Here is a 23,005-nt window from a genome sequence, read left to right on the forward strand (position 1 = left end):
AACGACCGACGAGGGACGGCCCGGCAACGGCGGCGGCCGGCCCGACCCTCGCCAATCATTGGCCGGTTCAGGCCAGGAGTTCGGTGCGAACCTTGCCGCCGTCGACGATCTCGATCGGCCGGCCGCCGGGAGCCATCAATTCCTTGTCGGCGACGATCCCGAGCTGGTGGTAGACCGTCGTCGCCAGGTCTTCGGGGCCGATCGGGTCTCGTTCGGGCTCGGTCGCGGTGGCATTGGAGGCGCCATGGATATAGCCCTGCTTGAACCCACCACCGGCCATGACGACCGAGAAGACCTTGGGCCAGTGGTCGCGGCCGGCGTCTTTATTGATCTTGGGGGTACGGCCGAACTCGCTGGAGACCATGACGACCGTGCGCTCGAGCAGGCCACGACGCGAGAGGTCGTTGATCAAGGCGGCGTAGGCCTGGTCGAAGGCGGGCATCGAGCCTCGCATCCCGGCGGCGATCCCGGTGTGCATGTCCCAGCCGCCGTATTGCAGGACGACGAAGCGGGCCCCTGCCTCAACAAGCCGGCGAGCCATCAGCATCCGCTGGCCAGCCTGGTTACGGCCGTACTCGTCGCGGAGCGGTGCGGGCTCGGCGTTGATGTCGAACGCCTGCCGGGCCTTCTCCGAGCTGAGCAGGCTGTAGGCCCGGTCGTAGAAGCTGTCCATGGCGGCCAGGCCGTCGCCCTTTTCCTTCTCGGCGAAGTGGGCGTTGACCGCCTCGAGCACGTTGCGCCTGGTGGAGAACCGCGAGGTGTCGATGCCCGCGGGGAGGTCGAGGTCCTGCACCCGGAAGCCGCCGTCGGCCGGGTCGGCCCCCAGGCTGAACGGGCTGAACGAGGAGCTGAGGTAGCCGGTTCCGGCGTAGACGTTGGGGATGCTGGGGACGCAGACGTAGGGCGGCAGGTTGTTGCGCGGGCCGAACTCGTGCGATACGACGCTGCCCATGCTCGGGAATTGCAGCGCCGGGCTAGGCCTGTACCCGGTGAACATGTTGTGCGTGCCGCGCTCGTGGGCGGCTTCGCCGTGGGTCATCGACCGGATGACGGTGAGCTTGTCTGCGACCTGGGCCGTCTTGACCAGGGTCTCGGAGAAGACCTCGCCGTCGATCTTCGTCGGCACGGTCCCCAACTCGCCTCGGTATTCAACCGGCGCGAACGGCTTGGGATCGAACGTCTCCTGGTGGGCGATGCCGCCGGGCAGGAAGATGTGGATGACCGAGTCGGCCTTGGCCTTGATCGGCTCGTATTTCTTCAGGTCCGCGTGGGCCTGGTGCCGAAAGAGATCGGCGAGGGTGAGCCCCATGCCGAAGGTGCCGACGCTCAGGAAGCCGCGCCGGCCGAATGCTCGACGTGAGATACCTTCAAACATCGACTGGGTCTCCTCCGGGGTCATCCCGAAGCCCGTTGCTGACCCGGCCGGAGCGGTCGTGAGACGAGCGGCCGGTTAGGGCGAGAGCGGGATCTCGCCGGTTAGAGTCAGCGCGGGGCGAAGTCTGGGGTCGTCCGGGTGGGCTAGGGGGGCGGGCTTGGCTTGCTGGCGATCCAGGGCCGTTGTTCAACCTTTGCTTGCGGTGGCTTGCCCCTAATACGCGATGAGTGCAAGCGACGTTGGCGCCAATTCTCTGCGGATGGAAAATCAATCTTCCGGGTCGCCATACTCGTGCCGTAAATGGATGTCCGTCGCATTGTTGGGCGTCAATCGCGGAGGAGGCGATTCGATGATTGAAGGCGACTCAGGTCGAACACCGGGGTATGACCGCGACCAGGGCGCATTCGACGCCCCTGAAGTCGGTTTCTGGTCTCAGCTTGCGGCCGACGTGGGGACCGCGACGCTGGCGTTCGTCTGCTGGCGCGGGGTGCTCTTCCTGTTCCAGATGCTGGGCGTCTCGATGACCCAGCTTAATCCGGTCGCCCAGATGGACCCCGCCTACGCCTGGAAAGCCTTCCCCAATCATGAGGCGCTCGATAGCTGGGTGCGCTGGGATGCCGGCTGGTACCAGTTGATCGTCACCAAGGGCTATGCGGCGAAGGCGGGGCAGAGTTCCGTCGCCTTCTTCCCCGGGTTCCCGCTCGTGACCTCGGCCTTGACGAAGGTCATCGGCAACCACTGGGCGGCCGGCCTGATCGTGTCGAACGTTTCGCTGCTGGCGGCGCTCGTCTACATGCTGCGCATCGCTCGGCCAATGCTGGGCGACGACGGCTCGAGGCGGATGATGGCCTACATGCTGGCCTTCCCGACCTCGTTCTTCCTCTCGGCCTATTACTCCGAGGGCCTCTTCCTGCTGACGACGCTGGCCTCGTTCCACCACTACCTGTCGGGGCGTTACGCGAGGTCGGCCATCTGGGGCGCGCTCGCCACCCTGACGAGGCCCACGGGCATGGCCCTGCTGATGGCCTACGGCCTGGGGACGATCTGGAACCTGGCGCGAGGGCAGGTCAAGTTCACGCCCAGGATGCTCTGGCTGTCGTTCATCCCGGCGGGCCTGCTGACGTTCATGGCGATGCTCTATGTGAAGGTCGGCGATCCCTTGGCGTTCATTCATGCCCACGGGGCCTGGGGTCGCAGCTCGTCGCTGCCGTTCGTCCCCTTGATCCGCGCCTTGCTGGACGGAGACTGGACCTTCCCGCGCAACCTGGTCAACACGATCACGTTGATGGAGGCCATCACCGGGGTCATCTTCCTGATCCTCCCCTTCTTCCTGCTGGGGAAGGCCGACATCAGCCTGCCAATTTACTCGTGGCTCCTGATTCTGATCCCGCTGGCCACGGCCAACGTGAAGTCGCTGATGCGGCTCGAATGCGTCGCCTTCCCCGCGTTTCTGGTGCTGGCCCGGTGGGGAGAGAGTCGACGAGTCGATCGCCTGATCATCTTCGCCTCGGCCCTGTTCCTCGGGTTCTTCACGATGCAGTTCGCCAACTGGTACTGGGTCGGCTAGGCCGCTATCGGGCGTAGGTCGACCACGGGTAGGCCACGAACTTCTGGAGAAACCGGATCGATGGGTCGTTGCGGCTCTCTACCCGACTCCAGGGGTCCGTCCGCCCGCTCCAGGAATAGATCCCGCTGATGACCAGCAGCACCAGGAATAGCGCCGACACGACGGGGTTTCTCCAGCGGTCGAGTGCCGATGCCGCGAATAGCCAGACGGGTCCGACCATCGGCAGCAGGTGGCGGACCCCGAACGACTGGCCGGCGAAGTCGGTGCGGCGGACTCCCCAGACATAATAGAGGATGAGGATGACAAGGCAGGCGGTGGTCAGCCGGGCGATCGGCTGCAAAGGCTCGTCGCGCGGAGATTGGAGGAGACGGGCCATCGCGGCCAGTCCCAGCACAAGGACCGGCGTGACGGTCAACCAGCCTTGCGGTCCGATCAAAAGTTCCAGGGCGAACCGCCAGCGTGGGCCGTGCTCGACCCAGCGTCCTTCGGGGGTGGTCCAATAGGAGCCTGGATATTCCAGGGCTTGCGGATACATCTCCACCGGCAGCGGAGAGCCTGTCACCATCGACTGCAACCCGATGTGCACCAGCAGCGGGGGCAGGCAGCCGAGAAGAAAGGCAACCGGCACGTTGCGGCGACCGATGGCGAGCATCGCCAGAATTCCGGCGCAGACCAGGCCGCCGGCCGGCAGGTCGATCGTCGCGGCCAGGGACGCCAGGAACCCGGCGAGGAACGGGCGGAATTTGCGAACCGCGTCGGTTGGGATCACCAGTGCGATCGCCGCCATGATCAGGCCGGCGGCGACGCTGTGGTTGTTGAACGTGCCGGCATAGGTCCAGAGCGGCGACGCGAACCCCATCGAGAGCGCGAGAAGGTCCGAAACCCTACGCGAGAGTCGGGTCCACTGGAGCGCCAGCCGGAGCGAGACGACGGCCAGGGTCGACCCGAGGCCGACGAGCACGATGACCAGGATGCGGTCGACGCGGCTGAAATCGCGGGGCGAGCTCATGAAGCGGATGCCGGAGCGGGCCAGCGGTGCGTAAACCAGGGCCCCGATCGCGGGGAGGACCGGCGGCTTGTCGGAGTAAGTCCGGCCGCCGAAGCGGGCCAGGTCGGGCGTACCGCTCATGGCGAGCATCGGCGAATCGCCGATCGAGAGCGTGCCGCGCTCAACGATCGACTCGACGGTCATGTACCGCGAGAACACGTTTCCGCTGAGCCTGGGCTGGGTGGCGAAGGCGGCGAGAGCCAGCCAGTAGACGAGTCCGAGCCCCAGGGCGCGGTAGGCGGAGATGGGCGTGGGCATCGGTGGTTGGTCGCGCTCGGGACAGGTTTGGCCGTGCGTCCGCGGGCTCGCTGCGCCGGCCGCTGGCAGTATAATCCAGGCGGCCGGCGCGCGGCGAGTCGGGGATGGGTTCGTCGAAGAGGGTGTCGGCCATGGATCGTTCGAGAACAGCGGGTGACGGTCCGCCTACCTCCCCGGGAAGTGGCCGGAGGATGCCGGCCTGGGCTTTGGTCGGGCTGGTCGCAATCCTGGGCTTCGCGCTCTGGTGGAGGGGCCACACCTTTAGCCCAGCCTTACGCGACCGTTACGGCTTGGACGTCTGGCCCATCCACGCGGTCGCGTCGGAGCCGATTGATTGCGACGAAGCGGTTTACGTTTACGCGGGGCGTAAATTCCTGCGCGGCGACGCGATTTACCGCGACCTGACCGAGCCCAAGCCCCCCGCCGGCTACTGGCTGTTCACGCTCGCGGCCTTGCCCGGCGTGGACCCAGAATTCGTCGTCCGCCTAATCCCGATCCCCTTCGTTCTGGCCACCGTTGCCATGGTCTGGTGGCTGGGTCTGCGGCTGAGTGGCCCGGTCGCGGCATGCCTGGCGGGACTCTGCTTCGTGCTGATGAGCACCGACCCATTCCTGTTCGGCAATGGGTCGAACCTGGAACATGAGGTGAGCGCATTCTCGGTGGCGGCTCTGTCGGCCATGGTCTTCGCCTGGGGCAGGCCGGGACGGGGATCGCTCATCCTTTCTGGGGCCTGCCTGGGGCTGGCCTGCCTGTTCAAGCAGGTCGCCGTCGCCGAGTTCCCGCTGCTAATCGCGGGTGCCTGGCTCCGGCCGGTCACGAGCGGGCGGGCCGCTCGCGGGCGAATTGGCGATGTCGCTGCGGTGTTGCTCGGAGTGAGCATCCCGGTCTTGCTGGCCGCGGGGTGGCTCGCCGGGCAGGGTGCTCTCGGTGCGGCGTATGAGGAGGTCGTGCGTTATGGGCTCACGATGGCGAAGGAGACCCCGCCAGAGGCCAATGCACCGCCATTTCTGATGCGGCTCCTGACCGGCAACGCCGATCCGCAAGGGGTGCTCCCCCCGCCCTTCGGCCGGACGAATTACCTGGTCTGGTGGGGTCGTGGATGCTGGCCAGCCTGGCTGGCGTCATTGCCCGCCCTGTTCTGGCTGTCGACGGTGCGTTCGACCGGGCCACGCAGGTTGGTCGTTGCCTGGACGATTCTTGCCTGGGTGCAGGTGGCCATGCCGGGCCTGTTCTGGCAGCACTATTACTTGCTGCCAGTGCCCGGTGTGTCGGTTGCCCTGGCCCTCTGGTCGTCCGATCTGGGACACATTGCAGCGAGAGGAATCCGGCCATACCGACGTCTGGCCGCAGCCTTTCTTGCGCTCGTGCCGGCGGCGGTGCTCCTGACAACCGGCTGGATTCAAGTCCGGGAATATCTGCTTAAAGACCCCGTCAAGCTGACGATCGACGACAAAGGGGGGGGACAGTGGGTGATGCTGCGGGAGATGGGCCGCGAGATCGCCCGGCGGACGATTGGCTGGGATGATCCGAAACTCTTCCTCTGGGGCTGGCAGAGCCCGATCTTCATCTACGGAGACCTCGACGGAGTTTCGCGGCATTTTTTCGCCGACCCCTTGATGAAGGCGTTCGCCTTGAAGGGGCACCCGCTAATCGGGCCGAGGCTGGAGCGGATCATGGACGACCTGCGGAGCCGACCACCTGAGTTCGTGCTGGCCGGCGATCCCCCGTTCCCGGCGCTCAGGGCCTATCTCGAGGCGGGCTATCTGCGATCGCCGATGTTCCCACAGGCGCCGGACGGCCGTGGCTTCTGGGTGGCTCAGGGTCGATATGCGGAATTCGAACGGGCAAAGCGCCCGACGATTGCCCCTGCCCCGCGATGACCCGGAGATACGACGACCGAAGGTCGCCCATGATGGCGTGCCAGCTCTGGCTCAGGGCGTATTGCCGCGCAGCATCGGCCATTCTTCGTCGTTCGACGGCGTCATCCAGCAGTTCAGTCAGGCGATCGGCCAGCGCAGACGGAGGGGCGGCGGGCGGGATGAGCAGGCCAGTCCGGCCCTCCTTGATGGTTTCGCCCACGCCACCGGCCGCGATGCCAACGACGGGGAGGCCGCAGGACATGGCTTCTAGGACAACGTTGCCGAAGGTCTCGGTCTTGCTGGTCATGGCGAACAGGTCGCCCGACGCGAAGTGATCGGCCAGGTCGTCGCCGGTCCGGTAGCCGACAAACCGGGCTCGATCGGCGAGCGTGGCCTCCAGCGCGGGGCGGCTCGGGCCGTCGCCGACGATCAGGATTCGAGCGAGCGGCATGGCCCGCGCGACGAGGTCGAGGGCCTGGCCCAGGAATTCGACGTTCTTCTCCGGGGCGAGCCGGCCGACGTGGACGATGACGGGGGCGTCTGGGGCGAAACCCAGGGCCCGGCGAATCTCGTCTCGTTCCGGTCGATCGGGGCGGAAAAGTTGCGCGTCGACGCCACGGGGCCAGAGCACCAGGCGGCGGAATCCGCGGGCTTCGAGGTCGGCGATGGTCGAACGGGACGGGACGTAGGTCTCCGAGGTCCGATTATGGAACCACCGGAGATAGCGCCAGATCAGGCCGCCAATCCATCCGACTCGATAATGCGCCCCATATTGGTCGAAATTGGTGTGGAAGCTGGAGACGACAGGCAGCCGGCGGCGTGTGGCATGGCGAAGGACGCTCAGGCCCAGGGTGGCCTCGGTGGCGATGTGAATGAGGTCTGGCCCGAAGGCGTCGATGGCACGATGGACGGCACCGAAGGGGGGGAGGGCCAGCGAGACTTCTCGGTAGAATGGCAAGGGCCGGGTCGCGACGAGTTGATCGTGGGGAGATTCGGGGGGTCGGCCATAGTCGGGATGGATGAGCTGGACCACGTCGCCGGCGGCGCGCAGGCAGCGGACGAGCTCGCCCAGGGTGCGCGAGACGCCGTTGACTTGCGGGGCGTAGGTTTCTGAGACGAGGGTCAGCCGCATCGTCTGGGTCCGTTCTCGGCTCGGCGGTGGAAACCCGTGCGGTTCGATCGATTCGTGACCGGACGGGGCGCCGGCATCTTAGAATAGCGTGGGCCGGTGTTCCGGCCGCGAAGGTTCGGTGAGAGCTTGGAGGATGGATGCCGCATGTGCCGAGCGAGCGACTCGCGTGGGAGCTGGCCACCGAGTCGATCGTGGTCAAGATCCGCTGGTTCGGGATCGTGATGGGATACGTTCTGGTGCAGACGCGGACCGGGTTATATGACCCGAGCGCCGTGAGGGCGTTCCTCGCGCTCGGGGCCGGGTATGCGGCGCTCGACACGGTGTTCTACCGGCTAGGCGAGGTCTTCCTCAAGCGCGCTCCGCTGTTCGTTTCGCTGATGGAGTCGCTCTTCATCATGCTGCTCTGCTACCACGATACAGGGCTCGACAGCCCCTTCCGCTGGTATTATCTGCTCTCCTTGATTTGCTGTGCCATCCGCTACTCGCCCTCGATGGCCTGGCTGACACTGGGGTGCCACACCCTGAGCATCCTGGCGCTTTATTTCTCATTGAGCCCGGACCGAGGGGCGCTGGTCTCGAGCCTTCCGCAGACGCTGGCGATCCTGGCCTGGGTGACCTGGGCGAGCGCCTCGCTTGCGGGCGTCTTGCGAGACACCGGGACTCGGCTGGCGCAGACGAATCAGGCCCTGGAGGTTACCCGGGATGAGCTTGAGCGTCGGGTCCTGGAGCGATCCGAGGCGCTCAGGGCGTCCCAGGCGAGGATGATCCAGCACGAGAAGATGGCCGCCTTCGGGCTCCTCTCCGCGGGCATCGCGCACGAGGTGGGTAATCCGCTGGCTGCACTCAGCTCCCTGGTCCAGATGCTCAGGCGGCACCAACCCGATGCCTATGCAGCGGAGAAGCTCGACCTGGCCGGCAGACAGCTCGACCGGATCCAGCGCACCATCCGCGAGCTGATCACCTTCGCACGGCCCGCCTCCACGGTCGTCGCCCGGTTCGCCCTGGCCGACGCGGTGGACGATGCACTGGGGATCGCAAAGTATTACCACAGGACCAAGCAGCCGACGATCGTCAACGACCTGAGTCGCGACATCCCCCTGCTTCGGGGGGTACGCGATCACGTCACCCAGGTGATCTTGAATCTGGTCATCAACTCGATCGACGCGACGGCGAGCAAGGGTGGGACGATCCAGCTGACCGAACGAGTAGGAGACGGCTGGATCGAGCTCAGTGTCGCCGACGACGGCCAGGGGATCGCCCCTGCGGACCAGATCCGCCTGTTCCAGGCCTATTTCACCACTAAGCCGCGAGGGACGGGCCTGGGCCTGTTCGTCTGCCGTCAGATTGTCAGCGAGATGGGCGGGACGCTCGTCTTCAGAAGCGTTCAGGGAGAGGGATCGTGCTTCGTCTTGAGACTACCGACCGAGATCGCCCCGGCGCCGCATCCTCAGAGCCTGACGCCCGCGGGCATCGCGACGGGCGGAGGGGCCGACGAATGAGCCGCACAAATCCGCGAGAGTCCGGCCCGGAGCAGGGTCCGGGGCAATCGTTGAAGGGACGTATCCTCGTCATCGACGACGAGGAGGTGCTGGCGGCGATGCTCCTGGAATTCCTCCAGGGCGAGGGATTCGAGGTCTGCGCAGCGGGCGATGGCCGGACCGCCCTGGTCCTGGCCGAGTCCTTCGAGCCCGACATCGTCCTGTGCGACGTGCAACTCCCAGGGATCGACGGCCTGACCCTGCTCGACCGGATGCTTGCCATCCGGCCCGACACGCTCGTGCTGATGATCACCGCCTATGCCACCGTCGAGAACGCCGTGGCCGCGTTCCACCGCGGGGCACAAGATTACCTGATGAAGCCAGTGATCTTCGAAGAATTGCTGGCGAAGGTCGACCGCCTGATGGACCTGCGTCTCTTGATGCGTGAGAACCAGGCGCTCAGGCGCCAGCTCAACGCCCCCTACCGGGACGAGACGCTCATCGGCGACAGCCCCCCCATGAAGGCGGTCAAGAACCTGATCGCCAAGATCGGGCCGACGCGGAGCAACGTCCTCATCACGGGCGAGAGCGGGACCGGCAAGGAGCTGGTCGCCCATGCCCTGCACGCGCAGGGGGCCGACCCCGATAGCCCGTTCCTGGCCATTAACTGCGCCGCGATCCCGCATGATTTGCTGGAAAACCAGCTCTTCGGCCACGTCCGTGGCGCTTTCACCGGCGCCGACCGCGATCAGGCGGGGCTGTTCGCCGCGGCCGGCCGGGGGACCGTGTTCCTCGATGAGATCGGCGAATTGCCGCTGCTGACTCAGGCCAAGCTGCTGCGGGCGATCGAGAACAAGGAGGTGCTCCCCGTCGGGGCGATCCGGGCCCAGTCGATCGCCGCCCGGATCGTGGCCGCGACCAACAAGGACCTGGATGCCGAGGTGGCCGCCGGTCAGTTTCGCGCCGATCTGTACTATCGCCTCAACGTGGTCTCGATCGCCCTGCCCCCCCTTCGCGACCGCCGCGAAGACATCCCCGCGCTGGTCGCAGCCCTCCTCTCCAAACATTCGATCCGACTTGGTCGGCGGGCCAATGGGGTGGACAACGCGGCGATGAGGTGCCTGATGGCCGCCCCCTGGAAGGGGAATGTGCGCGAGCTGGACAACGTCCTCGAACGCGCCGTGATCCTGGGCGACGGCCCCGTGTTGGGGACCGAGGACTTGCCGCCCGGGCTCGGCGACGACGGATCGAGGGGCGGCGATTCGGACCCTCTCGACAGCGAAGACCTCCGCGCCTCGATGCGGGCGTATGAACGCGAGCACATCCGCAGGGTCCTGGGCAGGCACCCGGATGACAAGCGTGAGGCCGCGCGGCGGCTGGGCCTCGGCCTCTCGTCGCTTTACCGGAAGCTGGAAGAGCTTGGCCTTCGCGAGACCTGACGATCAACGTCCGAACGGCGATCCTCAGTGAGCCAGCCACCAATCCAGCCATTGATACGAGCGAGACTGTGCAAGTGACGGGAAGGCGTGCCCCATCCGGTGGTTGACCAGGCCGACCGCAGTCGGGGCCCCTTCCAACGCCCAGACTGGCTTGGTGGTCTCGACGTAAGGCCAACAGGCATCGCCGTCGGCCGAGTCGCCCCCAACGATGAGGAAGGAGCGGGGCGCCACAAGTGCCATCACCTGTGCGTGGTCGAGCGAAAACCCGGGGCGACGGATCGCCTCACCCAGATACCAGGGGGCTTCCCAGTTCGAATACGAGAGGCCGATTCCCCCCTCGCTGAAGACGGCCGCACGCACCCGCTCGTCGAACGCGGCGAGATACAACGCCTCCTTCGCTCCCAGCGAGTGGCCGATCGCGCCCATTTTCGAAGGGTCGACCCCGGGCCAGGCCGCCAGCACGTCCAGGGCCCTTCCCGCGTCGAAGAGCATCTTGGCCATGCCGGTGACGCCGGGGTGCCGGCGATTGAGCCAATCGACCGCCGTGCGCAGATCCTTGCGATCGCCGTACTCCCAGAGGAAACATCGGGGGCAGATGGCGACATAGCCGCGCCTCGCCAGGTGGAGGCCGATGTGCTTCTCGGCCTCGCCGGCGAGCCCCGCAGGCTGGCGGATTGTTTCGGGAGTCGTCGAGTGCAGCACCACGACTCCCGGTCGTTTCCGGGTCGCTTCGCTCGCCGGCTCGAGGATATACGCCTCCACCGGGAATCCCGGCTCGGCTTCGTAGACGACCCTCTGACGGATGACGCCGCCGTCCAACTCCTCTCGCTGGAGTACGCGCGGCCTGGGAGGGGCTTGGGGCCTGGGGATCTCTCCCAGGAATTCGAGCCAGCGGCCACGCAGGGCGGATCGGTGACGCCGCCAGTCGGCACTCGTGCCGATCGGCTTGTGCTCCTGGTCGAAGAGGAGCGGAGCAGGCCTGTCGGCGGACGCGGGCAATCGCGCCGGTTTCCGCTGAGCCTCGACGAACCAGGAGGGTTCCAGGCCTTCGTCCGGCTCGTCACGCCCTGGCATGTCGATGGCGGGTCTCAACGGATCAGACTCCCGGACGCTGTCCGAAAAGGGCCAGGCTCGCGGTGAATCCGTGGAGAAAATTCTTGCCGCCTATGGGGCCGATCTCCCCCATGGCGAAGAAGCCGGCCACGGGAATCGGTCCGTGAAGGTTCTGGACGGCCGAAATGTCGTGATTCTCGATATTGAACAAACGAGATCCGCGGCCATTGCAGCTGAACAGGAGGGCACCGGCAGGCCGCTCCGAGGGGTGGTCCAGCGCGTCACTTTCCAGCAGGTCGCGCAGATCCTCGTCAGCCGCGTCGCCGTCTCGCACGTGGAACTGGACGGTCTGACCGACCTTCACGTGATCCCCGAGCGCTAAGGCCCCCGTTTTGTCGGCCCCCATGACGTTGCGGATCAGGAAGTCGCCGCGCCCGAAGGTGTCGCGATATTCGTCGACGGCCCGGCCGACGTGAAGTCCTTCGCGGATGAGTTCCTGGTCCACGGAGTCGAGCTCCTCGAAGACCTCCTTGAGTCGTTCGAGCGCGGGGAGACCGCCTAGCTCGCGCAGCAGATTTCCTTCCACCTTGGTGACCACGAACGGCTCGCCGATCGGCCGGCACCCCTGGCTGACGACAGGTCGGACCCAGGCATTCCCGCCGATCCTGACGCCGACGGCGCCATCGAGATAGCTCTCGCGGTCGAGAATGAAGCGGTTCACGCCTGGCGCACGCCCGGCGCTGGCCATCCCGCCGAAGACGGGCAGGTGCGGCTGCCTGGTCCTGACCGCTTCGAGCCATTCCTCGGTCGGGAAGGTGAACGGGTCGCCCAGCATGATGAGCGCCTGGCCCGCGGTGTCCGCATTCGTTGCCAGCGAATCGGGCCAGCCGTCGAAGCCGCCGGCCCGATGCTCGAACCGCAGCGGTTCAAGCTCGGCACATGGGCTCTGCATGATCCAGAGGCTCAGGGCCGTCGCCCCCTCGATTTCCTGGCCCTCGCCGATGATCGATTCACTCGTGCAGCCGATGACGACCCGAGCCAGGCCATGCGCCCGGATCGCCTCGCCGATGGCCGCGAACGAGTCGGCGTGATGGGCCGAGGAGAAGACGACGGCCAGGTCGCCCGTCGCCGGCTTGCCGAGTTGGGAGGCCGCGCGCTCGAGCACCTCGGCGAGCGCCTCATCGGAATTCCTGGCGGTCGAAAGGGCCGATGCGCACTTCATCTCGGTCGGACCTCGTCGGGGGCGGGCGGTCGTGCCATCTGAAGATCAGTTTATCGACCGGCCGGCCGTCTCGGGAGTCAGGAGCGCCCCAGACCGCGCGGCCCGTCGTCTTAGGCGTGAACGCGCCTGAGATTTTGCTTGCGTCGAGCGATGTGCGCCTTTAGAACGGTTCTCCCCGGCGCGGACCGGTCGTGGCCGTGGTCCCCCCTGGGCCACGGCGGGAGTCCGCAACGCAATAGCACTGGGCCGCCCGCAGACGCCGCGCGGCGACGTGCTTCCTCGCGGCCGGGTCGAGATGACCTCGGGTGTGCCGGAAAGGGCGACGGATGAGCGATCAGAACGTGGCCGCGCAAGCTCGCGCGGCGCTGGAAGCGGGCGAAGGCATCCTCCGGCTGGCCCCCACCTGGGTCCCCCGCTCTTTCCTGATGCCAGGCGCGCGCATCAAGCTTGCTAAGCAAGACTTGTATGCCCTGGGCACCCACCGAGGAGGCATCGACGAGCGCTGGTTCTCCTCGACCACCGCCGCGGCCAACGAGGGAGCCCCCGCGGACGAGGGGCTCAGCTATGTCGTCCACGAGGGGGCCAAGTTCACACTCAAAGATGCTGTCGACGCCCATGGCCCCGAGATGATCGGCAAGCCGATCTGGGACAAGTACAAGAAGTGGCCCGTCTACAGCAAGTTCTTCGATAACCTGGGGCCGATCCCCCACCACATGCACCAGACCGCCGAGCAGGCCGCCAAGCTCGGCCGCGAGGGCAAGCCCGAGAGCTATTATTTCCCGCCCCAGCTCAACCCCAGCGGTAACAACTTCCCCTATACGTTCATGGGCTTCGAGCCCGGCACGACCAAGGAAGAGATCCGCCGCTGCCTGGAGCGTTGGAATGAGGGCGACAACGGGATCCTCGACTACTCGAAGGCCTACCGTCTCAAGCCCGGCACCGGCTGGCTGATCCCGCCGGCCGTGCTGCACGCCCCCGGCTCGCTGGTGACCTACGAGCCGCAGTGGGGCTCCGACGTCTTCGGCATGTATCAGTCGATGGTCGAAGGCCGCCGCGTCCCCTGGGACCTGCTCGTCAAAGACGTGCCCGAGGACAATCACCACGACCTCGATTACCTGGTCGAGCAGCTCGACTGGGAGAAGAACGTCGATCCCAACTTCAAGGCAAACAACTATCTGGAGCCGATCGTCCACTCGGGCGGCGAAGGCCAGGGGTATGTCGACAAGTGGATCGTCTACGGCCTTGTGGATGGCAAGCAGGTCTTCAGCGCCCGCGAGCTGACGATCGAGCCAGGCGGCAGCGCCACGATCAAGGACGACGGGGCCTCGGGCCTGATCGTCACCCAGGGGCGCGGCACCATCGGTAAGCTCGAGGTGGATTGCCCCGTCTTCATCCGCTTCGGCGAGGTGACCAAGGACGAGGTCTTCATCACGGCGACGCGTGCCAAGGAAGGGGTCACCTTCGTGAACAAAGGTGCCGATCCCTTCGTCAGCCTCCGCTACTTCGGCCCGGACGTCCACAGCGTCTTGCCGAACGTGGGCGACTACCGCAAGAAGGCCTGATCCGACAGGGCGATTTGTGATTCGCAGGCCGGCCGTCGCCGGGAACCTAGACGGCCGGCCTGCCTCGCATCGCCGCCGTGTCTTGTCCTCAGGGATGGATGTCTCACGGAACGGGATCGGTCGAAGCCATTGATTTCCGCCGCAGAAAGGCCGGACCAACGATGAGCGCCAAGCATCCGAACAACTTCCCCAAGCTCCACAACGCCGCCTGGCCCGGCGTCGTCGGCAAAGGCGAAGGCTCCGAGCCCGCCATCCCGCTCGACACGATGCTCGACCTGACGGCGGCCGCCGAAGTCGATGGCATCAAGTTCGATGGCGTGGACCTCTTCCTGTTCGCACCACACGTCGACATCGACTCGACCGCGGACGACCTGAAGGCGCTGGCCGATAAGGTCGCTTCCAAGGGCCTGGTCATCGGGTCGGTCGTCGCACCCGTCTGGCCGCCCACCGGCGGCGGTTCGGCGATGGATGAGGGCGAGGGGCGCACCAAGTTCCTGGAGCAGGTCAAGAAGGGCTGCCAGATCGCGGCGACCCTCAAGAGCCTCGGCATCCGCCCCTACGGCGTGGTCCGGATCGACACGGCGTGCAGCCCGAGCGAGTGGGCGGCTGACCCCGAGGGGAACCAGGTCAAAATCGCCAAGACCTTCAAGGAAGCCGCCAAGATCGCCCGCGGTTTCGGAGAGCGGCTGGCCGTCGAGGGCGAGATCTGCTGGGGCGGCATCCATTCGTGGAAGACGATGGTTGACCTCCTGGAACGGGTGGGCGAGCCCGAGACCGTCGGCTTCCAGGCCGACATGGCCCACACACTGCTCTACACCCTCGGCGAGAATGCCCCCGAGCACCGGATCTTGCCCGAGGGATACGACTGGTCCGACCCGGCCGTCCTCGATTCCGCCTACAAGACACTGACCGATGCCCTGCGCCCCTGGACGATCGACTTCCACATCGCCCAGAACGATGCGACAGTCTTCGGCTCGGGATCGCACGACCACACGGGACGGCATTGCCTGGCCGACGACCCCAACGGCAAGCTGGACATCACACGCCACGCTGGCTACTGGATGCGTGACGGAGCGGGACAGGTGACCAAGGCGTTCAAGCATATCTGCTGGGACGGCTGCATGTTCCCCAACGCCGTGATGCACAACCCGAAGACCTGGAATGACATCCTGGCCGCCATGATCGCCGTCCGCGACGCCCACGGCTGGAATGCCTGAGCCGACACCGAGCCGGACGGCCTTTGTCCCGCTCGATCCGAATGAATCGCCGGTACGACTCAACCCGGGCTGGCCCATCGGGCCCCGCCGATCACAGACCACCGAGGATTCGAGACTTCGATGCTCAAGCCACTGAACATCGGCCTGATCGGCTACGGCTTCATGGGCCGGACCCACTCCAACGCCTACAAGCGGGTCAACGACTTCTTCGACGTGCCGTACCGCCCGGTCCTCAAGGTCGTTTGCGGCCGGACCGCCGAGGGGGCGAAGAAGTTCGCCGAGAAGTGGCAGTACGAGGGATTTGAGACCGACTGGCGCAAGGTCATCGAGCGCAAGGATATCGACGCGATCGACATCTGCACGCCCAATGACTCGCACGCCGAGATCGCCATCGCCGCCGCGCAGGCGGGCAAGATGGTCCTCTGCGAGAAGCCGCTGGCCCGCGACCTGAAAGAGTCGCTGCCAATGGTCGAGGCGGTCGAGAAGGCGGGCGTGGCCAACACCGTCTGGTACAACTACCGCCGGGCCCCGGCCGTGACCCTGGCCAAGAAGCTGATCGACGAGGGTCGCCTGGGCCGGATCTTCCACTACCGAGCCAACTTCCTCCAGGACTGGACCATCTCGGCCGACCTGCCCCAGGGCGGTGCGGGCCTCTGGAGGCTCGACGCCACCGCGGCCGGCTCGGGCGTGACCGGCGACCTTCTCGCCCATTGCATCGACACGGCCCTCTGGCTCAACGGCAGCATCAGCACCGTTAGCGCCATGACCGAGACCTTCATCAAGGAGCGGACCCACACCGCGACGGGCAAGGTTCAGGCGGTCAAGATCGACGACGCCTGCGCCTTCCTCTGCCGGTTCGCGAATGGATCGCTCGGCCTGTTCGAGTCGACTCGCTACGCACGCGGCCACAAGGCGCTCAACACCTTCGAGATCAACGGCGAGAACGGCTCGATCAAGTGGGACCTGCACGACCTGCACCGCCTCGAATACTTCGACTACAAGGACGAGTCGATCCTCCGGGGATGGAAGTCGATCCACGTCAGCGATAGCGACCATCCCTACATGAAGAACTGGTGGGTCCCGGGCCTCCAGATCGGCTACGAGCATACCTTCGTCCATCAGGTCGCCGACTTCCTCCAGAACCTGGGCGACGGCAAGCCGACCAGCCCGACCTTCCGCGAGGCCCTGGAAACCCAGGCCGTCTGCGACGCCGTCCTCGACTCGGCCGAGGTCGGCCAGTGGCAGACCGTCGTGCCCGTTTGATTCAAGTCGCACTTTCTTCAAGGGGGTCGAGGCGTCCGCGAGGAACCTCGGCCCTCTCGTTCGTTCAAGACCTGAGATCCCGAGGAATAACCCGATGAAAACCGGCATGAACCTGCTGCTCTGGACGACCGAGGTCGGGCCCGAGCACGACGGGGTGCTCGACCAGCTCAAGGCGTTGGGCTTCGACAGCGTCGAGGTCCCCGTCTTCAACGTGGACAGCACGGCCCCCTACGAGCGGCTGGGCAAGCGGCTGAAGTCGCTCGGCCTGGGCGCCACCGCGGTGACGGTGATGGGCGAGGCGGCAAACCCGATCTCGCCCGATCCGGCGATCCGCAAGGCGGCCGTCGGGCACATGACGAAGGTGATCGAATGCTGCTCGGCGTTCGACTGCGAGATCCTCTGCGGGCCAGTCCACTCGGCGATCGGCGTCTTCTCGGGCAACGGGCCGACGGCCGAGGAGCTGGAGCACGGGGCCGAGACGATGCGCGCCTTCGGCGATGTGTCCCAGGCCGGCAAGGTGCGGATCGCGATGGAGTATCTCAACCGCTTCGAGAATTACTTCCAGACGACCGCGGCGGATATGGCGAAGTTCGTGACCAAGGTGAACCATCCGAATGTGCGGATGATGTATGACAGCTTCCACGCGCACATCGAGGAGAAGGGTCAGGCGTCGGCGATCGAGTCATGCATCGACAAGGTGATTCACATTCACTGTTCCGAGAACGACCGGGGCGTCCCGGGGACCGGCCAGGTGGACTGGGACGGCTACTTCTCGGCGATCAAGGCGAGCGGTTACGACGGCTATCTGACGATCGAAGCGTTCGGTCGGGCGTTGCCGGCCCTGGCGGCGGCAACGAAGGTCTGGCGCGACCTGTTCCCGGACGCGATGGGACTCTGCAAGGATGGGCTGGCGTTCATGAAGTCGAAGGGCGGCATCGCCTGACTCAAGGAAACCGATCCCGCCCCGAGGCTTGAGGGCCTCGGGGCGGGCGGGTGTCAGACGCTGACTTTCTTGCTGCCGCGGTCGGCCCGCTTGCGGCCGTCTTCGCTCAGGTACTTCTTGCGGAGGCGGATCTTGGTCGGGGTGATCTCGACCAGCTCGTCGGCCTCGATGTATTCAAGGGCATACTCGAGCGTGATCTGGCGCGGGGGCTTCAGCAGGACGTTCTTGTCCGAGCCGGAGGCCCGCATGTTGGTCAGCTTCTTTTCCTTGGCCGGGTTGACGACCATGTCGTCGCCCCGGACGTTCTCGGCGATGATCATCCCTTCGTAGATGTCGTCGCCGGGGGAGATGAACATCGTCCCGCGCTCTTGAAGGCTGTCCATGGCGAAGGCCACGGCGGTGCCGCGGACCATGCTGATCATGACGCCATTACCGCGGCGCGGGATGTCGCCCTTGAAGGGCTGATAGCCGTGGAAGTTGTGGTGCATGATCGCCTCGCCCTGCGTGCCGCTCATCAGGCGATTACGCAGTCCGAGCAGCCCGCGAGCGGGGATGGAGAACTCGAGGTGGGCGTAGGCCCCCTTGACGTCCATCCGGATCATCTCGCCGCGCCTGGCTCCGACGAGCTCCATGACGGGGCCCATCTGGCCGTTGGGGACGTCAACGACCAGGAACTCGTAGGGCTCGTGGACGACGCCGTCGATGTTCTTGAGGATGACCTCGGGCTTGCCGACGGCCATCTCGTAGCCCTCGCGCCGCATCGTCTCGATGAGGACCGAGAGATGCAGCAGTCCACGCCCGGAGACGGTGAAGCTGTCGCGCGTCTCGGCCTCTTCGACCCTCAGGGCGACGTTGGACCGCAGCTCGCGGTCGAGGCGTTCCTTGAGGTGGCGCGTGGTGAGGAAGTCGCCCTCGCCGGTCAACGGTGAGTCGTTGACGGTGAAGAGCATGTTGAGGGTCGGCTCGTCGATCTCGATACGCGGCAGCGCGACCGGGGTCTCGCCGTCGGCGATCGTGTCGCCGATGTTGACGTCACCGAAGCCGACCACGGCGACGATGTCGCCCGCCTCGGCCTCGGGAACCTCGACACGGCCGAGCTTCTCGAAGACCATGACGCTGTCGACGGTGCCCATCGTGATCTTGTTGTCGGCGCCCATAAGGGCAGCACGCTGGCCACGCTTGACGCGGCCCGAGCTGATCCGGCCGATGGCAATACGGCCGACGTACTCAGAGAAGTCGAGCGTCGTGCAGAGGAGCTGGAGCGGGCCGTCGAGATTAACCTCGGGGCCGGGCACCTTCTCGACGATCAGCTCGAGCAGCGGGCGGATGTCGCCGCCGGTCGCCTTGGGGTCGTGCGAGGCGAAGCCGCCGCGGCCCGAGGCGAAGATATAGGGGAAGTCGGCCTGCTCCTCGCTTGCGCCCAGTTCGAGGAAGGTGTCGAAGATTTCGTTGAGCACCTCCTCGGGGCGAGCGTCGGGGCGGTCGATCTTGTTGATGACCACGATCGGCCTGAGGTTGTTGGCAAAGGCCTTGCGGAGGACGAACTTCGTCTGGGGCATCGGCCCCTCGAAGGAATCGACCAGCACGAGGCAGCCGTCGGCCATCTGAAGGGTGCGCTCGACCTCTCCGCCGAAGTCGGCGTGGCCCGGCGTGTCGATCACGTTGATCTTGTAATCGCCGAAGTTGATGGCGATGTTCTTGGCCAAGATGGTGATGCCACGCTCGCGCTCCTGATCATTGGAGTCGAGGATGCAATCGCCCACGAGCTGGCTGGCCCGGAACTGGCCGGATTGGCGCAGCATGGCGTCGACCAGCGTGGTCTTGCCGTGGTCAACGTGGGCGATGATGGCCACGTTGCGAATATTATCGCGTCGCGTCATGGGAAAAGAGTCCACCCAGGAGGGGCGGGCCTTCACGGAAGGAGGGGTTCTGCTCGTGGGACGATCTCAGTCAAACTAACAGATCATACGGTGCCGGGCAAGCTCAGCCGGGCAGAGAGGTCACTTGACCTGGACGCCGGGTTCGTTTCGTTTTCCGAGGTCGTACGCTGGGTTCGTTTCGTATGAATGCCAGATTAATATGAAGTGATTCGATGCAAGTCGTGATAAGGATTCGAGATAGCGAATCGTTTAGCTCGGAAGTCTTCTCACAAGAGATTTGAAGGTCGTCAGGCTTTCTCGCCATCTGATTCAAATGGATGTGACCCACCATGAATTCGATGTTGAAAAATAATGGATTTCTCTCTGATTCTTTTCTTATTTCCTCAGGCTTTTGAGTGAGACAACCGCATGAATGGGTGAGGAATCAGAGACTTTCGATATGGATCCGGGCCCGGTTGGGGCGGGCCCGGATCGGCGCGACGGAGGAGTGATTAAAGGCCGTAGGCGATTCGGCCCACCATGGCGATCCGAGTGGACAACCCCGCAGAACGGAGATGCGAGGCAGTCATTGCCCGGGTTCCGAGGGTCGATCGGCGGGCCCCCGGCAGGTTCGGGCTGAACGGAGAAATGGCCTCGGGAGCCGGCGGCGGAACTTCTTCGATGGGCGAGAGTTCCGGATTCGCGGGCATCGTCTCGGGGACGATGACGTCACCCGGGACATACTCCATCCGAGGTTGGTCGGGGGTAGCGCGGCTGGGATCGATGACGATGGGCGGAATGAGGTCAATCGAAGGGCCACCGGCGTAGGCCGGACCCGGGTCGCAGATCTGGCAGTCGCCCACGCAACGATCTCCCATGCGGGCCAAGGCTTTACGGGCCTGCTTGCGGGTCGCGTGGTCGGGGTCGCGGGCGGCGGCGATCGAGACGGCCTCGTGGGCGAACGGGTCGCAGGGGGCGAGAACGGCGAGGGTCTCGGCGGCTTCCTCGCGGACTTCTTCGTGGCAGTCCTTGAGCATCGCGAAGGAGAGGGCCGCGACGGCTTCCGGATGGCACTTCGCTTTGACCTTGCGGAGTGCATGTGCGGCGTTATCGCGGTCTTGCCAGCGGGGACAGGTTTTCAGACGCGCGATCAGGCCGGCGACTCGGGCCGATTCGATCCCGCAGTCGTCACAGCAATCGGCGGCCGCCGTCTCGACCACGACAACTTTGGCGGCATGATGCCTTGGGAAGAGGCTGTGGATGCCGCCACCGACGGCGAGTTGGGCCAAGAGCGTGGCCGTGGTCAGCGAGGCGAAGATCATGGTGCCGCATCTCCCGTGGCTAGCAGTTCGTCCCACAAACGGGGACGATGGGTGTGGTTTGAATGTACCCGATGATCGGCATAACCTGCAAACTCCCAACCAAAGTTTCCAAAGTCCCCAAACTATGATTTCCGCTTTCCCCTCAACGTCCGAAATGGCTCGACAAATCCGTCTCATTTCTGGATTTCTGGGAATATTGGGTGGAATAGGATGTCTGCTCTGGAATTCTGAAGGTGCCCCGTGGTGTGGGATCATGGGGACGGGGCTCGCGGTGATCCCACTGGTCAGGGCCCGTCGGTGGGCAACGGGGACTGAACTCGGCCCTGCCCTGAACTGGGCGATGGTGGCCATGGTGATTGGCCTGATTTCCCAGTTCGTCGAATTGGGCGAAGTCGCGTCGTCAGGTCGTCCCATGGCGGGTCAGTTGGTTTATCTCATGGTGCTGGTGACGTTTGCGGCCTTGATCTCGGTGCTCAATGCGCGAAGTCCCGGCGGAGGAGCCTGGGCGTTGCTGATGGGGTTGCTGGTGCTGGTGATGCTGGTGCCCTGGCTTGAGGGCTCTGGGCTAGCAAATGCCGGAGACGCCTGGGATCGACTCCGGCTGGATGCACCCTGGACGATTTTCTTCGGGCTGCTCGTTCTGGCGGGTGGAACGAATCACCTGCCGACGAAATTCGGGCCGTCGTCGCTCGCACTCCTGACAGGATTCGGACTGGAATATCTCGCGCTAACGCAGATGGACTGGTCGAGGGAGACCCGAGGTCGGCTCTGGTCGGCGGTCCCCTTGCTGTTCGCTGGGGGGGTCTGGCTGGGAGAATGGCGGGCGGGCAGGCCGGTCGAGGGGAGCACCGAGCTGGAACGACTCTGGGGCTGGTTCCGCGATCATTGGGGCGTGGCCTGGGCCTTGCGTGTGAATGAGCGGTTCGGCAGGACGGCTCAAATCGTAAATTGGCCGTTCCGATTAAGCTGGCACGGGGTCGAGGCCGCCGAGGGTGGCCCGTTCTGCGGAGAGGTGCCCAAGGCGGCGGACGCGACCTTGAAGGGTTTGCTGAGGCGTTTTGCCGATCCTGCGCGATTGGAGCTCGAGGCCAGGAGCAGCGGCCTCGAGGGGCTGGATGTGCCGGGACGCATCCCGGGCGAGTCGGGTTGCGAGGTCGACCAAGGCGCGGGAAAATCGACGTGCAACGTGGATGAGAACGCGGCGGGACGAGGGGGAGGCGAGGCGTGAATCGGGGCACGAATTACGGGACCGCATCGCTCGTCACCCTGGCCGTCCTGGCGGTCATGGCCGCTCTCTACCTGATGAAGGTGATTCTGATCCCGATTGCGCTGGCCCTGCTGCTGGCCTGCTTACTCTCGCCGATCACCTCGTTCTTGCGCAGGGTCTTGCCGTTGGGCCCGATCGGCGCGGCGGTGATGCTGTTCCTGTTGGCCGCCTTCCTGGGCCTTTATGGGGCGAGCCTGACGGCGGAAAGCCTGGTTCAGGCGGGGAATTCGCTCCCGGCGGACGTCGAACGGCTTTCCGGCGGCCTAAGCGACCGGATCTCGGACATGATCCGCGACAAGCCTTATTTGCGCGGGATCTTGCCTGAGCCGGGGACAATCGACGTGCTGGGGGACGCGAACCGTAACCTCCTGATCGACAAGTTGAGTTACGGGCTGGCCGACCTGACCTGGGGTGTGGCGCAAGGCTTCATCGTCTTGGTCCTTGTCCTCTTCCTGCTGGCTGAGGGTGAACTTCTCAGCCCGAAATTGGTCCGATTCTTCGCCCCGACCAGCAACGACGCGGCGTCGGCGCAGGCGACCTTGAACGACCTGACGCGACAGATCAGGGCGTTCCTCGTGGCCCGGACGCTGATCAATCTGGGACTGGGCGTGGTCTTCGCCCTGATCCTCTGGGCCCTGGGGGTGAAGTTTCCGTTCGCTCTGGGGCTGCTCGCCGGACTCCTGAATTTCATCCCCTACGTGGGCCAGGCGATCGGCGGCGGGTTGCCGGCCCTGGTGGCCCTGGGGCAGTCGGGCGCGATCGGCGACGGCCTGATCGTGGCGGCGGTGTTCCTGGGGCTTGCCGGGGTCGAGGGCTATATCATCACGCCGATGGTGCTGGGCCGGTCGCTCGACCTGAATGGCACGACGATCCTGATCGCCTGCCTGTTCTGGGGATTCCTCTGGGGGCTGGTCGGCCTGATCGTGGCGATGCCGCTGACGGTCTGCATGAAGCTCGTGTTCCAGAACGTGCCCGAGATGTATCGCTGGGCGGAGTTGATGAGCAAGGTCTGGCACTCCCCACTTCCCGACCCGAGGCTTGCCGGCGACCCGACGCTGGACGGGTCGGGCGGGGCCGGCGGGCCGACCCCGGCGGTCGGCGCTGGCGAGATGATCTCGAGCTGATCATAATCGCAGAAAAT

At 65.5% G+C, this 23,005-nt stretch carries 16 protein-coding genes and 1 pseudogene; 10 read left to right on the forward strand and 7 right to left on the reverse strand.

Annotated elements, in window-relative coordinates; all coding sequences use genetic code 11:
* Positions 1-67: 67 nt before the first annotated feature.
* On the reverse strand, positions 68-1,375 hold the full coding sequence (locus EP7_RS19890; protein ID WP_463523898.1) for a DUF1501 domain-containing protein: 1,308 nt from the start codon (positions 1,373-1,375) through the stop codon (positions 68-70).
* A gap of 349 nt (positions 1,376-1,724) precedes the next feature.
* Between EP7_RS19890 and EP7_RS19895 the strand changes: the two genes are divergently transcribed.
* Positions 1,725-2,942, forward strand: coding sequence for a mannosyltransferase family protein (locus EP7_RS19895; RefSeq protein WP_463523899.1), 1,218 nt, complete (start codon positions 1,725-1,727; stop codon positions 2,940-2,942).
* Between the two features lie 4 nt (positions 2,943-2,946).
* Here the strand turns inward: EP7_RS19895 and EP7_RS19900 are convergent, their stop codons facing one another.
* Positions 2,947-4,248 (reverse strand): hypothetical protein, encoded by a 1,302-nt coding sequence (locus EP7_RS19900; RefSeq protein WP_463523900.1) that lies wholly within the window; start codon positions 4,246-4,248, stop codon positions 2,947-2,949.
* A 191-nt stretch (positions 4,249-4,439) separates the two neighbouring features.
* Between EP7_RS19900 and EP7_RS19905 the strand changes: the two are divergent.
* Positions 4,440-5,039: pseudogene (locus EP7_RS19905) on the forward strand (ArnT family glycosyltransferase); the annotation flags it as partial.
* Between the two features lie 946 nt (positions 5,040-5,985).
* Here EP7_RS19905 and EP7_RS19910 read toward each other — a convergent pair.
* Positions 5,986-7,239, reverse strand: coding sequence for a glycosyltransferase family 4 protein (locus EP7_RS19910; protein WP_463523901.1), 1,254 nt, complete (start codon positions 7,237-7,239; stop codon positions 5,986-5,988).
* A gap of 137 nt (positions 7,240-7,376) precedes the next feature.
* On the opposite strand from EP7_RS19910, the gene EP7_RS19915 reads away from it, so the two are divergent.
* Positions 7,377-8,738, forward strand: coding sequence for a sensor histidine kinase (locus EP7_RS19915; protein WP_463523902.1), 1,362 nt, complete (start codon positions 7,377-7,379; stop codon positions 8,736-8,738).
* On the forward strand, positions 8,735-10,156 hold the full coding sequence (locus tag EP7_RS19920; protein WP_463523903.1) for a sigma-54-dependent transcriptional regulator: 1,422 nt from the start codon (positions 8,735-8,737) through the stop codon (positions 10,154-10,156). Before EP7_RS19915 ends, EP7_RS19920 begins: the two co-directional genes overlap by 4 nt.
* Positions 10,157-10,180: 24 nt before the next feature.
* Here EP7_RS19920 and EP7_RS19925 read toward each other — a convergent pair whose 3' ends face one another.
* Together EP7_RS19925 and EP7_RS19930 are read right to left on the reverse strand one after the other, a co-directional pair.
* Positions 10,181-11,248 (reverse strand): dienelactone hydrolase family protein, encoded by a 1,068-nt coding sequence (locus tag EP7_RS19925; protein ID WP_463523904.1) that lies wholly within the window; start codon positions 11,246-11,248, stop codon positions 10,181-10,183.
* 4 nt (positions 11,249-11,252) lie between these two features.
* Complete coding sequence (locus tag EP7_RS19930; protein ID WP_463523905.1) at positions 11,253-12,431, reverse strand: FIST signal transduction protein; 1,179 nt, start codon at positions 12,429-12,431, stop codon at positions 11,253-11,255.
* Positions 12,432-12,757: 326 nt separating this feature from the next.
* Between EP7_RS19930 and EP7_RS19935 the strand changes: the two genes are divergently transcribed.
* The 4 genes from EP7_RS19935 to EP7_RS19950 all read left to right on the forward strand — a co-directional run bounded on the left by EP7_RS19935 (position 12,758) and on the right by EP7_RS19950 (position 17,416).
* Positions 12,758-13,993 carry a hypothetical protein gene (locus tag EP7_RS19935; protein ID WP_463523906.1) on the forward strand — a complete coding sequence of 412 codons (1,236 nt, stop codon included), beginning with the start codon at positions 12,758-12,760 and terminating at the stop codon, positions 13,991-13,993.
* A gap of 161 nt (positions 13,994-14,154) precedes the next feature.
* The gene (locus tag EP7_RS19940; protein ID WP_463523907.1) at positions 14,155-15,210 is read left to right on the forward strand and encodes a TIM barrel protein; all 1,056 of its coding nucleotides are present in this window, start codon (positions 14,155-14,157) and stop codon (positions 15,208-15,210) included.
* A 120-nt stretch (positions 15,211-15,330) separates the two neighbouring features.
* Positions 15,331-16,473, forward strand: a complete 1,143-nt coding sequence (locus EP7_RS19945; protein ID WP_463523908.1) for a Gfo/Idh/MocA family protein — start codon at positions 15,331-15,333, stop codon at positions 16,471-16,473.
* Between the two features lie 94 nt (positions 16,474-16,567).
* Entirely contained in the window at positions 16,568-17,416 is an 849-nt protein-coding gene (locus EP7_RS19950) for a sugar phosphate isomerase/epimerase family protein (RefSeq protein WP_463523909.1), read from the forward strand.
* A 53-nt stretch (positions 17,417-17,469) separates the two neighbouring features.
* On the opposite strand, the gene typA is transcribed toward EP7_RS19950, so the two are convergent.
* Both typA and EP7_RS19960 read right to left on the reverse strand, forming a co-directional pair.
* Entirely contained in the window at positions 17,470-19,296 is a 1,827-nt protein-coding gene (gene typA, locus EP7_RS19955) for a translational GTPase TypA (RefSeq protein ID WP_463523910.1), read from the reverse strand.
* Positions 19,297-19,787: 491 nt separating this feature from the next.
* Positions 19,788-20,597 (reverse strand): HEAT repeat domain-containing protein, encoded by an 810-nt coding sequence (locus EP7_RS19960; RefSeq protein WP_463523911.1) that lies wholly within the window; start codon positions 20,595-20,597, stop codon positions 19,788-19,790.
* 271 nt (positions 20,598-20,868) lie between these two features.
* Here EP7_RS19960 and EP7_RS19965 point away from each other — a divergent pair, with 271 nt between their 5' ends.
* Together EP7_RS19965 and EP7_RS19970 are read left to right on the forward strand one after the other, a co-directional pair.
* Entirely contained in the window at positions 20,869-21,825 is a 957-nt protein-coding gene (locus tag EP7_RS19965; RefSeq protein ID WP_463523912.1) for a hypothetical protein, read from the forward strand.
* On the forward strand, positions 21,822-22,988 hold the full coding sequence (locus EP7_RS19970; RefSeq protein ID WP_463523913.1) for an AI-2E family transporter: 1,167 nt from the start codon (positions 21,822-21,824) through the stop codon (positions 22,986-22,988). The genes EP7_RS19965 and EP7_RS19970 overlap by 4 nt, the downstream gene beginning before the upstream one ends.
* Positions 22,989-23,005 lie beyond the last annotated feature (17 nt).

The sequence above is a fragment of the Isosphaeraceae bacterium EP7 genome (assembly GCA_038400315.1).
GTDB lineage: Bacteria > Planctomycetota > Planctomycetia > Isosphaerales > Isosphaeraceae > EP7.